13 protein-coding genes are annotated in these 14,276 nt (G+C 59.3%); all 13 read left to right on the top strand.

Features of this window, described 5'->3' with window-relative positions:
* Nucleotides 1-2: 2 nt before the first annotated feature.
* A complete protein-coding gene (locus tag DFR37_RS08620; protein WP_113932807.1) occupies nt 3-638 on the top strand; it encodes a YfgM family protein in 636 nt (211 codons plus the stop codon).
* Between the two features lie 3 nt (nt 639-641).
* Nucleotides 642-1,799, top strand: coding sequence for an outer membrane protein assembly factor BamB (gene bamB, locus DFR37_RS08615; RefSeq protein WP_113932806.1), 1,158 nt, complete (start codon nt 642-644; stop codon nt 1,797-1,799).
* Nucleotides 1,796-3,223 (top strand): ribosome biogenesis GTPase Der, encoded by a 1,428-nt coding sequence (gene der, locus DFR37_RS08610; protein WP_113932805.1) that lies wholly within the window; start codon nt 1,796-1,798, stop codon nt 3,221-3,223. The genes bamB and der overlap by 4 nt, the downstream gene beginning before the upstream one ends.
* Nucleotides 3,224-4,303: a histidinol-phosphate transaminase gene (gene hisC / locus DFR37_RS08605; RefSeq protein WP_113932804.1), complete on the top strand. Its 1,080-nt coding sequence runs from the start codon at nt 3,224-3,226 to the stop codon at nt 4,301-4,303.
* A gap of 209 nt (nt 4,304-4,512) precedes the next feature.
* Nucleotides 4,513-4,752, top strand: coding sequence for an RNA chaperone Hfq (gene hfq / locus DFR37_RS08600; RefSeq protein ID WP_113932803.1), 240 nt, complete (start codon nt 4,513-4,515; stop codon nt 4,750-4,752).
* A gap of 75 nt (nt 4,753-4,827) precedes the next feature.
* Nucleotides 4,828-5,934 carry a GTPase HflX gene (hflX, locus tag DFR37_RS08595; RefSeq protein ID WP_113932802.1) on the top strand — a complete coding sequence of 369 codons (1,107 nt, stop codon included), beginning with the start codon at nt 4,828-4,830 and terminating at the stop codon, nt 5,932-5,934.
* Nucleotides 5,900-7,228 carry an FtsH protease activity modulator HflK gene (gene hflK / locus DFR37_RS08590; protein WP_113932801.1) on the top strand — a complete coding sequence of 443 codons (1,329 nt, stop codon included), beginning with the start codon at nt 5,900-5,902 and terminating at the stop codon, nt 7,226-7,228. The genes hflX and hflK overlap by 35 nt, the downstream gene beginning before the upstream one ends.
* 12 nt (nt 7,229-7,240) lie before the next feature.
* A complete protein-coding gene (hflC, locus tag DFR37_RS08585; protein ID WP_113932800.1) occupies nt 7,241-8,128 on the top strand; it encodes a protease modulator HflC in 888 nt (295 codons plus the stop codon).
* A 170-nt stretch (nt 8,129-8,298) separates the two neighbouring features.
* Entirely contained in the window at nt 8,299-9,462 is a 1,164-nt protein-coding gene (locus DFR37_RS08580) for an ATP phosphoribosyltransferase regulatory subunit (protein WP_113932885.1), read from the top strand.
* 75 nt (nt 9,463-9,537) lie between these two features.
* Nucleotides 9,538-10,833, top strand: a complete 1,296-nt coding sequence (locus DFR37_RS08575; RefSeq protein WP_170139866.1) for an adenylosuccinate synthase — start codon at nt 9,538-9,540, stop codon at nt 10,831-10,833.
* Between the two features lie 194 nt (nt 10,834-11,027).
* Nucleotides 11,028-11,570 (top strand): phosphoribosyltransferase, encoded by a 543-nt coding sequence (locus DFR37_RS08570; protein WP_113932798.1) that lies wholly within the window; start codon nt 11,028-11,030, stop codon nt 11,568-11,570.
* A gap of 284 nt (nt 11,571-11,854) precedes the next feature.
* A complete protein-coding gene (gene rpsU / locus DFR37_RS08565; RefSeq protein WP_113932797.1) occupies nt 11,855-12,067 on the top strand; it encodes a 30S ribosomal protein S21 in 213 nt (70 codons plus the stop codon).
* Nucleotides 12,068-13,978 carry a DNA primase gene (gene dnaG / locus DFR37_RS08560; protein ID WP_113932796.1) on the top strand — a complete coding sequence of 637 codons (1,911 nt, stop codon included), beginning with the start codon at nt 12,068-12,070 and terminating at the stop codon, nt 13,976-13,978.
* Nucleotides 13,979-14,276: the final 298 nt, after the last annotated feature.

Below are 14,276 nucleotides of genomic sequence, written 5' to 3'. Positions count from 1 at the left end.
GCATGGCATACGATTTAGAGTCGCAGGAAAAGCTGGACGCGCTGAAAGCGTGGTGGGACCGCTACGGCACGATGCTGGCCATTATCGTATTCGTGGTCGTTGCGGTCGTGGCCGGCTGGCGGGGCTGGCAGTGGTATCAGGGCCACCAGGCAACGCAAGCCATGGGCTACTTCGAGGCGCTTGAAACCGCCACGGGGCAGCAGGGCGAGGACTCGGTTGCCCGCATCAAGGCAGCCAGCGCGACCTTGCGCAGTGACTTCCCCAAGTCGGGCTATACTTCGCGCGGGCTGCTGGTGGCCGCCGAGGCGCTGCGCGCGCGCAACGACCTGGACGCCGCCCGCGAACAGCTTGAATGGCTGGTGGCGCACGGCGCCGATGCCGCGCTGCTGCCTTTGGCCAAGCTGCGGCTGGCCGGTATTTTGCTGGACCAGAAACAGTATGATCAGGCTTTGGCGCAACTGAATAACGCGCCCCAGGCGTTCGCGGGCTTGTATGCCGATCGCCGCGGCGACATTTTGGCCGCCCAGGATAAAAAAGCCGAAGCCAAGGCCGCCTGGGCAGAGGCTGTCAAGCTGCTGGGAACCGATCCCATTACGCAAATCATTCAATTGAAAATCGACGCTTTAGGTGGAGCTTAATTCATGCAGATTTCCATTACTCGCCGTGTTCTTTGCAGTTCCATGATGGTGCTTGGCGCGGCGGTTCTGGCCGGCTGCTCAATGTTTTCCAGCCCCAACCCGCGCTTCGACCCTGCGCCGCTTACCGAATATGCGCCGGGCGTTTCCGCAAGCGTAAGCTGGTCGGCAAACATAGGCAGCGGCGGCGGTTCGGGCTTTGCTCCGCAAGTGGTGGGCGAATCCGTCTATGCCGCAACGCCTAACGGTTCTGTGACCAAAGTGGACCTTGCCACGGGCGCAATCCGCTGGCAGGCCAGCGCGGGCACGGCCTTGTCGGCCGGCGTTGGCTCCGACGGGCAGATTACGGCGGTGGCGGCGCCAGACGGCACCGTCATTGCGTTCGATGACCAGGGCGCCGAAAAATGGCGTGCCAAGGCTTCCAGCGAAGTCAATATTCCCCCCGCCGTAGGCAGCGGCGTTGTCGTGGTGCGTAGCAGCGACTATCGCATCCAGGCCCTGGACGCCAATACAGGCGAAGTGCTTTGGAACGTGCAGCGTCCGGGCCCTGCGCTGGCCTTGAAAGCCAATATGCGCATGATATTGATCGAAGGCCTGCTTATTTCCGGCCTGCCTAATGGCAAGTTCATTGCCATCGACGCGCGCAGCGGCTCGGTTCAGTGGGAAGGAACTATTTCCGTTTCCAAGGGTGCTACCGACCTTGAACGCATCAGCGACGTCGTTGGCCAGCCCCAGACCCAGGGCGCTTTGCTGTGCGGCGTGTCCTATCAGGGCAGGATGGCCTGCTTTGACGTCTCGCAGGGCGGTCGCCTGCTTTGGCAGCAGCCGTTTTCCAGCACAACAGGCATGACCACCGACAGCCAGCAAGCTTATGCCTCCAACCAGCGCAGCGTCGTTTACGCTTTTGCGCTGGGTGATGGGCATGAACTCTGGAAGCAGGACGCGCTGCGCAATCGCGCGCTGTCCGGTCCGGCAGTGGTGCCGCAAGGGCTGGCTGTAGGCGACCTCGAAGGCTATGTGCACTTCCTGTCGCGTACCGACGGCCATCTATTGGGACGCGTGCAGGTCGGCGGCGGAGCGATAGTCTCGCCTCTTACCGCCACGACCCGCGGCGTTCTTGTTCAAACCGGCAACGGTAGTCTCGTTCTTATTGGTGTCAATTGAGTAAAGTCACGTTTAAACCGGTAGTTGCCCTGGTAGGCCGCGCCAACGTCGGAAAATCCACGTTGTTCAATCGGCTTACCCGTTCGCGGGCGGCGCTGGTGGCCGACTTTTCCGGCTTGACGCGCGACCGCCACTACGGCGAAGGCCGGATGGGCGATCGTCCATTCCTTGCTGTCGATACCGGCGGGTTCGAGCCGGTGGCCAAAAGCGGCATCGTCCGTGAAATGGCGCGCCAGACGGCGCAAGCCATTGCCGAGTCCGATGTCGTCATTTTTCTGGTGGACGCGCGTGCCGGTGTCAACGCGCACGACCACGAAATCGCCGCGCTGCTGCGCCGTTCGGGCCAGCGCGTGATTCTAGCCGTCAACAAGGCCGAGGGCATGCGCTATGACGCGGCCATTTCCGAGTTCCACGAACTTGGGCTGGGCCGGCCGTTTGCCATTTCCTCGTCGCATGGCGACGGCGTTGCCGATCTCATCGAGCACGCCCTGTCTTTTCTGGACGATGCTGGGCAAGACGAAAGCGAAGCCCAACACGAAGGCGCGGCCGATCCCCGGCTCGAACCTGGCGACGAGGAGCCTGCCCAAGGCAACGAGGGCGAAGACGAGATCCAGCATCGCATCAAGCTTGCCATTGTCGGGCGCCCCAACGTGGGCAAGTCCACGCTTATCAACAACCTGCTGGGCGAAGAGCGCGTCATTGCATTCGATATGCCGGGCACGACGCGCGATGCCATTGAGATCGAATTCGAGCGCGGCAGCCACAGCTATACCTTGATAGATACAGCCGGTTTGCGCCGTCGCGGCAAAGTATTCGAAGCCGTCGAAAAATTCTCGGTCATCAAAACCTTGCAGGCTATCGAGGCTTGCAACGTCGTGGTGCTGATGCTGGATGCGCAACTGGAAATTTCCGACCAGGACGCGCACATTGCCGGCTTCGTTCTGGAAACCGGACGGGCGCTGGTCGTGGCCATCAATAAATGGGACGGCCTGGACAGCGAACAACGCGAACGCATACAGCGCGAGTTCGACCGCAAGCTGCGCTTTTTGTCGTTTGCAAAAATGCATACCATTTCGGCGCTGAACGGGCAGGGCGTCAATGCCTTGCTCAAGTCGGTCAACGCCGCGCATGCCGCCGCATTTGCCAAGCTGTCCACGCCCAAGCTCACGCGGGTGCTGCTGGCTGCGGTCGAGCAACAGCCGCCGCCGCGCAAGGGGATCTTCCGGCCCAAAATGCGCTATGCTCATCAAGGCGGCCAGAACCCGCCGCTTATTGTCATACATGGCAATGCGCTTGATGCCATCTCCGATTCCTACCGGCGCTATCTTGAAACGCGTTTTCGCGTCGAGTTCAAGCTTGACGGCACACCGCTGCGCATCGAATTCAAATCCTCTCATAACCCATATATACAGAAGGGGGCTTAAGTGAGCCGTTTCTGGAGCGATCAGGTGGCCGGGCTGGTGCCTTATACGCCGGGCGAGCAACCCAAGATCGCCGACCTGCTGAAGCTGAACACCAACGAGAATCCCTACGGCCCATCGCCCAAAGCCCTTGAGGCCATCCGTGCGGCCGCCGGCGACAGTTTGCGCTTGTATCCCGACCCGGAGTCCACGGCGCTGCGCCAGGGCATTGCGCGCCGGTACGGCGTCAAGCCCGAGCAGGTTTTTGTGGGCAACGGCTCGGATGAAATCCTGGCCCATGTGTTTCACGGCTTGTTCCTGCACAGCGGCCGGCCATTGCTGATGCCCGACATCAGCTACAGTTTTTATCGCACGTATTGCCGGCTGTATCAGGTGCCTTACGAAATTGTCCCCCTGGCCAACGACTTCTCTATCCGGGTCTCCGATTACACGGCGCCGCGCGCCGTCGCCCCGGCGGGTATTATTTTCGCTAACCCCAATGCGCCCACCGGCATGGGCCTGCCGCTGACCGATATCGAAGCCATTGCCCGCGCAAATCCAGACACGCCCGTCGTGATCGACGAGGCTTATATCGATTTCGGTGGCGAATCGGCCGTTTCGCTGCTACAGCGCAATGACAATCTGGCCGTGATCCATACATTTTCCAAGTCGCGCGCGCTGGCCGGTATGCGGGTGGGTTTCGCCATGGCCGCACCCGAAATGATCGAAGGCTTGGTGCGCATCAAGGATAGTTTCAACTCGTATCCGCTAGACCGCCTGGCCCAGGCCGCGGCGTTGGCCGCTATCGAGGACGATGCCTATTTCGACGCCACTTGTGCTGCCGTCGTGCGTTCGCGCGAACACTTGGTCCAGCGTTTGAATGACCTGGGGTTCGAGGTCTTGCCCAGCCAGGCAAATTTCATTTTTGCCCGGTATCCGGGTATGGAAGGCGCCGACCTTGCCGCGGCCTTGCGCGCGCGGCATATTCTGGTGCGCCATTTCGCCTTGCCCCGCATAAATCAATTTTTACGCATAACCGTGGGAACTGAAAGCGATTGTGAGCGTCTATACACCCAGTTGGTGCAGATAATCGGTGCGCAATAGCCGCGCCGCACGTTCGGCATACGCGCCGCAGGCAATGCAGGCGGTGCGCAAACCCGGCTGAAGATGTTTTTCAGTAACGCCGCGTAAAAACTGCGGTGTAAAAATATACATCAAATCAAGCCCCTTTCGTAGCACAACACGGGAAAACCCTGTAAAGTATGCGTTTGAGGTGTGTCATCTTAAATAACAACACAATTGGAGCTAAGCCAATGAGCAATAAAGGGCAAACATTACAAGATCCGTTCCTGAATGCGCTGCGCAAGGATCACGTGCCCGTATCCATCTACCTTGTCAACGGAATCAAGCTGCAAGGGCAGGTCGAATCCTTCGACCAATACGTCGTCCTGTTGCGCAATACCGTTACGCAAATGGTATACAAACATGCCATTTCAACCGTTGTGCCGGCCCGTCCGGTTAATTTCCAGACGGATGAGCAAGCTGCTGAATAACTCAACAATTCTGCCGCGCCGTCATACACCCGCTGTGCGCCATGCGCCAGCGGGTATTTCGTTTGTGGGTAGCCCATGAAGGCGCTGATAGTAAGCGTCGACCTGGGCAAGCCGGATTTCCAGGCGCATGCCGACGAATTCGCCATGCTGGCCAAGGGCGCGGGCGCCGAGATCGTCGGGACGCTGGTCGCCCGCCGGTCGCGGCCCGATGCCGCATACTTTATCGGTACGGGCAAGCTTGAAGAAGGCGTGCTGATGGCCGACGAGGGCGAAGCCGACATCATTCTGTTCGACCAGGCGCTTAGCCCGGCCCAGCAGCGCAACCTGGAACGCGGCTTCAATCGCCGGGTCGTTGACCGCGTAGCCCTCATCCTGGACATATTCGCGCTGCGGGCTAAAAGCCACGAAGGCAAGCTGCAGGTTGAATTGGCCCAATTGCAGCATTTATCCACCCGCCTTACGCGCATGTGGTCTCACCTGGAGCGCCAGCGCGGCGGGATAGGCATGCGCGGCCCGGGCGAGGCCCAGCTTGAAATGGATCGCCGCATGATAGGCGACAAGGTACGTCTGCTAAAAGAGCGTCTGGCCCGCGTTCAGCGTCAGCGTTCGACCCAAAGGCGCTCGCGCCAGCGCGGCGGCATTTTGTCGGTGTCGTTGGTGGGATACACCAACGCCGGAAAATCCACGCTGTTCAACGCCTTGACCCGCGCCGACGCTTATGCGGCCGATCAACTGTTCGCCACGCTGGACACCACTACCCGCCGTCTCTGGATCGAGGGCGCCGGCCAAGTGGTCATTTCGGATACGGTGGGATTCATCCGCGACTTGCCTCCAACCCTGATCGCCGCGTTCCGGGCCACCCTGGAAGAAACCGTGCAGGCCGATCTATTGCTGCATGTGGTCGACGCGTCCAGTGCGCAGCGCGACGAGCAGATCGCCGAGGTGGACAAGGTTCTGTCGGATATCGGTGCGGACGAAGTGCCGCGCATACTGGTCTATAACAAGATAGACGAAGCCGGATACGAGCCTCGGGTTGAGCGGGATGAACATGGTACCATTGCACGAGTATTTGTAAGCGCTCTAAGGCGCGCCGGCTTAGACGGTTTGCGTGGGGCAATTGTTGAATCCGGCAAGATCTCGGGAAATAATGAGTCGAATATCCAAAATCTTCAATCTGAATGACCCCGGTTGGGGGCGTGGCAATAACGACGGCAAGAACGAGCCGCCTCGCAGGCCGGGCCAGGGCAATGGCCCTCCCGACCTCGACGAGGTCTGGCGCGACTTCAACAATCGCCTCGGTTCCCTGTTCGGGCGCAAGAAGCGCGGCGGCGGTGGCCAGGGCGGCGGTAATGGCGGCGGGCCGGTGCTGCCGTCCATGCCCAAAGGTTCGCCCAAGCTGTTTACCATTGGTGCCATTGTCGTTGTCGGCCTATGGCTGGCAAGCGGCTTCATGATTGTGCAAGAAGGGCAGGTTGCCGTCATTACCAAGTTCGGCAAATACACCAAGACTCTTGGGCCGGGCCTGCAATGGCGTTTGCCGTATCCCATCGAAAACGACCAAACCGTCAATATTTCACAGTTGCGTACTTTCGAAGTCGGCTTCCGCGGCGCGGCGCGCAACAAGGTTCTGCCTGAATCGCTCATGCTGACCACCGACGAAAACATCGTCGACCTGCAGTTTGTGGTGCAGTACCGCTTGAGTCCAGACGGTGCGCCCGACTACCTGTTCAAAACCAGCAACCCCGACGAATCCGTCCGCCAGGCTGCCGAGACCGCCATGCGCGAAGTCGTCGGCCAGCAGCCCATGGACTCCGTACTGTATTCGGGCCGTACTGAAATTGCGACCCAGGTGCAAAAGCTGGCCCAGAGAATCCTCGATGTCTATCAAACCGGCGTGCAGCTAAGCACTGTTGCAATCCAGAACGTGCAGCCGCCCGAGCAGGTGCAGGCGGCTTTCGACGATGCCGTCAAGGCAGGCCAGGACCGCGAACGCCAGATCAACGAGGGCAATGCCTACGCCAGCAAGATCTTGCCCGAAGCGCAAGGCCAGGTTGCGCGCATGGTCCAAGAGGCCGAAGGCTATCGCGCCAGGGTCACGGGCGACGCACAGGGCGACACAGCCCGCTTTGCCAGTATCGAGTCCGAGTTCGCGAAAGCGCCGGCCATTACGCGCGAGCGCATGTATTTGTCCACGATGCAGACCATACTTGAAAACAGCAGCAAGATCATGATCGATTCGCAAGCCAACAACAATATGTTGTACTTGCCGCTGGATAAAATCATCCAGCAGGTATCGCGCAGTAATCACGATGCCAACGCTCCGGTGGCGGCTGCCGCCAGCACGACAGCCACCGGCAGCAGCACGCCGCCTGCGGCGCCGGCCAAGAAAGGGGTGGCCAACAGCTCGGCCGGGGGCTTCCCCAACCCGTACGATTCCGGCGCAGGCGCGTCGTCCACCAATCGTTACTCGCGCTAACCGGAGGCCAGCATGCAACGTTCATTCCCCTATCTGGTCGGCCTGGTCATCATCCTGGCTATATTGTCGTCCTGCGTATTCATCGTTCGCGAGCGCGATTCCGCGCTGCTTTTCGCCCTGGGCGAAGTGCGCGAAACCATCACCAAGCCCGGGCTGTATTTCAAGCTGCCGCCGCCGTTCCAGAACGTCGTGTTCCTGGACAAGCGCCTGCAGACCATTGAAAGCAAAGATCCGGAGCGTATCCAGACCGCCGAAAAGAAAAACCTTCTTATCGACTCGTTCGTCAAATGGCGCATTGTCGATCCGCGCCAGTTCTACGTGACCTTCGGTTCCAACACCCGGGCCGCCGAAGAACGCCTGTCGGCGCAGATCCGCGACGCCCTCAATGCCTCGGTCAACGTGCGCACGGTCAAAGAAGTGGTCTCCAACGAGCGTGGAACCATCATGAAGGAAATGCTCCAGAACGTCGATGCGCGAGCCAAGCCATTGGGCGTGGATGTCGTCGACGTGCGTCTGCGCCGCATCGACTTCGCCCCGGAAATTTCCGAGTCGGTCTACCGGCGCATGGAAGCCGAGCGTAAAGAAGAAGCCAACCGTTTGCGCGCCACCGGCGCCGCCGACAGTGAAAAAATCCGCGCCCAGGCCGACCGCCAGCGTGCGGAGCTTTTGGCCAAGGCCTACGCACAGGCTCAAGACATCAAAGGTCAGGGCGATGCCGCGGCTTCGTCCATCTACAATGCCGCCTACGGCAAGAACCCGCAGTTCTACAGCTTCTACAAAAGCCTGGAAAGCTACACCACAGCGTTCTCCGCGGCCAAAGACGTTTTGGTGCTAAGCCCCAAATCGGATTTTTTCAAATTCTGGGGCTCGGCTGACGGGACTGCTCCCAAGACCCCCTAATTAATTTCTTGGCGGATCCGCCACAAAATCGGATCCGCCATTTGGGGTTGAAGCGACAACACGGTACAATACGCCGTAAGTTTGAATACATCCGCAAGCGACTTGGCGGGCTTACGCCCCAAGTCGCTTTTTGTTTGGCTGCTGCATTGGCGGGGTTTTTTTCCAGCATGATGTCCAATTGGTTACTGCCAGAAAGTCTGGCCGATATTCTTCCCGCAGAAGCGCGCCGCATCGAAGAACTGCGCCGCAATTTGCTGGACTTGTATCGCACATACGGGTTCGAACTGGTGGCTCCGCCGCTGGTCGAATACATCGACTCCTTGCTTTCGGGCACGGGGGGCGACCTGAACTTGCGCACATGCAAGCTGGTCGATCAATTATCGGGCCGCACGCTGGGCGTGCGCGCCGACATGACGCCGCAAGTTTCGCGCATCGACGCCCACCTGCTTAATCGCGAAGGCGTGACGCGCCTGTGCTATTGCGGCTCGGTTCTGCATGCGCGTCCGGCGGGTTTGCTGTCCGACCGCGAATTGCTGCAAATCGGCGCTGAATTATTCGGCCATGCCGGCGTCGAGGCCGACATTGAAATTATTCACCTGGCCCTGGAAAGCGTACGGCGCGCCGGCGTAAAAAACGCCCGAGTCGACCTGAACCATCCGGGTGTGCTGCGCAGTATCGTCAACGAAGACCCCGCCCTGGCGGCGGTGGCCGACGAAGTCTGCGATCTGCTCAGTACAAAAGACGTTCCCGGCTTGGTCGAGCTGGGCAAGCGGCTGCCTGAAGTGCGCGAATCCAGCCTGAAGGCGCTGCGCGATCTTACCTCGCTGTATGGCGGTACCGAAGTCATATCGCGTGCTTTGCATGTCTTGCCGTCGCTGCCCGCGGTGCAATCGGCCATGGCCGATTTGCAGGCGCTTATCGACGCGTTGCCCGAGTTCGACTTCAGCATCGACCTGGCCGACATGGGCAGCGGGTACGGCTACCATTCGGGCGTGGTCTTTTCCATTTATGCCGAAGGCTGGCACGACGCGCTGGTCAAGGGCGGCCGCTACGACGGCATAGGCAAGGCTTTCGGGCGCTCGCGGCCTGCCACCGGCTTCAGCCTCGACCTGCGCAAGCTGTCGTCGGGCTTGCCCGCGGCTCCGTTGGCCCGGGCCATTCGCGCGCCGTGGGGTACCGACCCGGCGCTGGTCCAGGCATTGCAGGCCCTGCGCAGCGCAGGGGAAATCGTTGTTCAGGCATTGCCTGGCCAGGTTCACGATGTCGACGAGTTCACCCTCGACAGAGAATTGGTCCTTGAAAACGGGACGTGGCAAACAAGAGCGGTCAAATAGGCCTGTCGGCCCTTTACCGTATGGTTTAAACCTATTTGGCCTGCCTGGCAGGCTCAAATTTTTTTGATACGTAACATGAGCAAGAATATTGTGGTTATCGGCACCCAATGGGGTGACGAAGGCAAAGGAAAAATCGTCGACTGGCTAGCCGAGTCGGCCCAGGGCGTAGTGCGTTTCCAGGGCGGCCATAATGCCGGCCATACTTTGTGGATCAATGGCAAAAAAACCATATTGCGCCTGATTCCCTCGGGCATCATGCACGACACCGTCACCTGCTATATCGGCAACGGCGTTGTGCTGTCTCTCGAGGCATTGCTGAAAGAAATCGGTGAACTGGAAGCCGCCGGGCTGAACGTGCGTTCGCGCCTGCAAATTTCGCCCGCCTGCCCGTTGATATTGCCTTACCATATCGCCATCGACCAGGCCCGCGAAGTCCGCAAGGGCAACGACAAGATCGGCACGACAGGGCGCGGCATCGGGCCGGCCTACGAAGACAAAGTCGCCCGCCGCGCTTTACGCGTGCAAGACCTTTACGATCCAACCGTGTTCGACGCCAAGCTGACTGAAGCGCTGGATTACCATAACTTCGTGCTTACCAACTATTTGGGCGCCGAGGCGGTCGATTTCCAGGCCGTGCGCGACGAAGCCATGGCATTGGCCAAAGAGATCCAGCCCATGGTGGCCGACGTTTCCAATAATTTGTATATTGCCCAGAAAACCGGCCACAGCCTGTTGTTCGAGGGCGCGCAGGGCGCTTTGCTGGACATCGACCACGGCACTTATCCGTTCGTCACCAGCAGCAATTGCGTCTCCGGCGCAGCGGCAGCCGGTGCGGGCGTTGGTCCTCAGTCGCTCAGCTACGTCCTGGGTATTGCCAAGGCCTACACGACGCGCGTCGGCTCCGGGCCTTTCCCTACCGAGCTCCTGGATGACATCGGCCAGCACCTTGCCAAGGTGGGCAAAGAATTCGGTTCGGTAACCGGGCGTCCCCGCCGCTGCGGCTGGTTCGATGGCGCCGCCATGAAGCGTTCGGTCATGATCAACGGTATTTCGGGCCTGTGCATTACCAAGCTCGACGTCCTGGACGGCGTTGAAGAACTCAAGATCGGCGTAGGCTACCGTTATCGCGGCGAATTCCTGGACGTGCTGCCCTCGGGCGCGCAGGCCGCCGCCGAAGCCGAGCCCGTGCTCGAAGAAATGGCAGGCTGGACCGAGTCCACCATCGGCATTACCGACTACGACAAACTGCCCGTCAATGCGCGCCGCTACCTGGAGCGCATCGCCGAAGTATGCGATGTGCCTATCGACATGGTATCGACCGGGCCAGACCGCCTGGAAACCATCGTTCTGCGCCATCCTTTCAAAGGCTGAAGCTTAGGATGGGGCCGGGCCTGCGCTTTCTGGCGCGGCCCCGGCGCGCCAGGATTCGCGCATGGCAACGCTCTGCCAGCCTCTCGAACGGCGCACCTGCACCGCTTTGCACACGCCTCTGATTGCGCGATCTGCCGCGAACCCGGTATTATTACGCCTTCTTATATCTAATCGTCGACCAGGAGAATTTACCCATGCCCCTTCCACCAAGCACGGAGCGAGATCTTTGGGTAAGCTGGGATGATTACAACGCGCTTATCGAGCGCCTGGCGCTGAATATCCACGAATCAGGCTGGAAATTCGAAAAAATCGTCTGCCTGGCCCGCGGCGGCGTACGGGTTGGCGACGTGCTGTCGCGCATTTACGACGTACCTTTGGGCATCCTGGCCACCAGCAGCTACCGCGAAGCCGCAGGCACCCAGCAGGGCAGCCTGGACATTGCCCAGTTCATTACGATTACCCGCGGCACGCTTGACGGCAAAGTGCTGCTTGTCGACGATATGGTCGACACCGGACTTACCTTCAACCGCGTAGGCGAACACTTGCGCAAGCAGTTTCCCGCCATTACCGAAATGAAAAGCGCGGTTCTGTGGTGGAAGGGCCATGCCAAGGCCACGCCCGACTACTATGTCGACAAATTGCCTACCAATCCCTGGATCCACCAGCCATTCGAAGACTACGACAGCCTGCGCCCGCATCAGCTCGAGGCATGGGTAAGAAAAGGCCGCCGATCTTAAATATTTCGTGGTAGAATGTTGGGCTAAGATTTGATTTTTGTTCGCTTGGTTGTAAAGAAGCGGACTTTATTTGTTTGCCCTGAATATTGACCCAAGGTGGTGATTAGCAGTTGCGGGCCCATGATTATCGGGTGTGGGTCCAAAAAGCAGGCCTAATGGGGCAGGCCAGAATTCCTTAAGGGCGGTTGCATCGGTTTCGATTGCAAGCCCTTCGTAGCTGTACTATGTATAACAGCTTTGTTTTTAACAGATTTTTAATTTAACTATATAAGGCTTAAGACTACATGCCTATCGTTCGTCTTAAAGAAAACGAGCCCTTTGAAGCCGCACTGCGCCGCTTCAAGCGCACTATCGAAAAAATCGGCCTGTTGACCGAACTGCGTTCGCGCGAGTTTTACGAAAAACCCACCGCCGAGCGCAAGCGCAAGCACGCCGCGGCCGTCAAACGCCACTACAAGCGCATCCGCAGCCAACAACTGCCTCCGCGCATGTATTGATTGATTCCTGATTCATTTGTCCAGGAATTACTCGCCCGAGTAGATGTTGTCGATGTCGTCGGGCGATACGTACAGTTGCGCAAAGGCGGGGCCAATTTACTTGGCCTTTGTCCTTTCCACAACGAAAAAAGTCCCTCTTTTACCGTAAGCCCCACCAAACAGTTTTATCACTGCTTTGGCTGCGGAGCGCATGGTAGCGCCATTTCGTTTTTAATCGAGCATACCGGGGCCAGTTTCCCGGAGGCCGTGCGCAATCTTGCGGCTTCGGCCGGCATGACGGTGCCCGAAGAAAACCGCAGCCCCAAGCAAAGCGCCCAGGCCAGGCAGCGCAAAGAAGAAGTCTCGCGCCAGCAGCAAATCCTGGATGCGGCGCAAGCCCATTATGTGCAGGAACTCAAGGCCAGCCCACAAGCCATCCGCTATCTGAAGCAGCGCGGGCTTAGCGGCGAAATCGCCGCTCGTTTCGGCCTGGGGTGGTCGGGCACCAACCGCCAGGGCTTGAAGACAGTCTTTCCGCACTACGAAGATGCTTTGCTGGTCGAGTCCGGCCTGGTGATCGAAGCCGATGACGGCCGGCGTTACGATCGTTTCCGCGAACGAGTCATGTTTCCGATTCGCAATGTGCGCGGCAATATCATCGGTTTTGGCGGGCGTATTATCGGCAAGGGCGAGCCCAAGTACCTGAATTCTCCCGAAACGCCCTTGTTCTCTAAAGGGCACGAGCTATACGGCCTGTGGGAAGGGCGTGCCGCCATCCGCTCCGAAGGCTGCGTGCTGGTGGTCGAAGGCTATATGGATGTGGTTGGCCTGGCCCAGCAAGGCGTGGGCAACGCCGTGGCAACCTTGGGTACCGCCACTACGCCGCAGCATATTCAAAAACTGTTGCGTGCCAGCGACAAAGTGGTGTTCAGTTTTGACGGCGATAAAGCGGGCCGGCGTGCGGCCTGGCGGGCTTTGCAGGTGGCGCTGCCTTTATTGCGCGACGATATTTCCATCCGGTTTTTGTTTTTGCCGGCCGAGCACGACCCCGACTCTTACATCCGCGAATACGGAGCAGAAGCTTTTCGCGCCGTGCTGGCCGAAGCCATGCCGTTATCCCGCTTCATGCTTGACGAATTGGCGTCGCATCACCCCATGAACGAAGCGGAAGGGCGTGCGGCTTGCGTGCACGAGGCCAAGCCTTTGCTGGCGCTGATACCCGAGGGCACGTTGCGCGTCCAGATCGAGCGCGAATTTGCCCGTCTGGTGCAACTGACGCCGGACGAATTGAGCCAAGTGCTGGCGTCCGCGCCCGAGCCTTCTCCCGAGCGCGTCCAGCACGCGCCCGCACCGTCGCCGCAATCCTCGGCGTACGACGAGCCGCCGGGCTTCATGGACGATGCGCCGACCGGGTTCGAGCATGCGGTGCCGCACGAGTACGAGCAGCACGAACCGCCCGCTTTTTCCGGTTCGCGCGCGCCCAGGCAGGGGCGGGCCGACACCCGGCAATCCAGGTCGGTTACACCTATGGCCAAGCGTTTGCTGCGCCTGTTGCTGGCCCACCCCGAGCTGGTTTCGGGCATGGGAGACCAGCAGCTTGAAATTCTCGAGCAAAGCCCCCATCTGGTACTTGTGCGGGACCTGATTGCATTGGCCAGTACCAGCGGGGCGCGGCATGTGGGTGCATTACTGCAAGCCGCAGAACCTGGTTCAGACCTGGAGCTTTTGCTTGGCTCCTTGAGTACCGAAATTTTAAGCCAGGAAGATTTGCCCGATCCTCTGGCCGAATGGAATGACGCCTTGCACCGTATCGAGCTCGATACGATCAAGGCGGAACAGTCGGCTTTGATTCAATCGGGCTTGCTGGACGAGGCCTCGCGCCAACGCTATCAAAGGTTGACACGGCGTCTGGCGTTACTAAATAATGCCTAGTAGCGCCAACTGCTGTAAAATGGAATGTTTCGCATAGAATCAATGTATTAGTCAGCTTGCAACAGAAGCTGCGCGCCGCGCCTTTAGGGTGTGGACGTGCAGCTTTGGATTGCCGGCACGGCATAACAATGGCGCCAGCGTGCCAAGCCCCTCATGGCCTTGCAATATAGACAAGGATTTACTAATTCATGGGCTTGCACCGGGTTTCAGAGTCTTGCGCTAAGCATTGATTTATTGTGACAAGTTAGTTTTGCCCTGCAACACTCGTTAGCGTTATAACTAACTGAGTGCTTTTGCG

This window comes from Eoetvoesiella caeni (assembly GCF_003315175.1).
Lineage (GTDB): Bacteria > Pseudomonadota > Gammaproteobacteria > Burkholderiales > Burkholderiaceae_B > Eoetvoesia > Eoetvoesia caeni.
Note: the sequence above shows the minus strand (reverse complement) of the source record. Positions and strands in the feature narration are given on the sequence as shown.

Coding starts and splice junctions, on each gene's coding strand:
- bamB (WP_113932806.1), top strand. CDS start 642: ATGCAGATTTCCATTACTCGCCGTGTTCTTTGCAGTTCCATGATGGTG.
- rpsU (WP_113932797.1), top strand. CDS start 11,855: ATGCCTATCGTTCGTCTTAAAGAAAACGAGCCCTTTGAAGCCGCACTG.
- hflC (WP_113932800.1), top strand. CDS start 7,241: ATGCAACGTTCATTCCCCTATCTGGTCGGCCTGGTCATCATCCTGGCT.
- hflK (WP_113932801.1), top strand. CDS start 5,900: ATGAGTCGAATATCCAAAATCTTCAATCTGAATGACCCCGGTTGGGGG.
- DFR37_RS08580 (WP_113932885.1), top strand. CDS start 8,299: ATGTCCAATTGGTTACTGCCAGAAAGTCTGGCCGATATTCTTCCCGCA.
- DFR37_RS08620 (WP_113932807.1), top strand. CDS start 3: ATGGCATACGATTTAGAGTCGCAGGAAAAGCTGGACGCGCTGAAAGCG.
- hflX (WP_113932802.1), top strand. CDS start 4,828: ATGAAGGCGCTGATAGTAAGCGTCGACCTGGGCAAGCCGGATTTCCAG.
- DFR37_RS08575 (WP_170139866.1), top strand. CDS start 9,538: ATGAGCAAGAATATTGTGGTTATCGGCACCCAATGGGGTGACGAAGGC.
- hfq (WP_113932803.1), top strand. CDS start 4,513: ATGAGCAATAAAGGGCAAACATTACAAGATCCGTTCCTGAATGCGCTG.
- DFR37_RS08570 (WP_113932798.1), top strand. CDS start 11,028: ATGCCCCTTCCACCAAGCACGGAGCGAGATCTTTGGGTAAGCTGGGAT.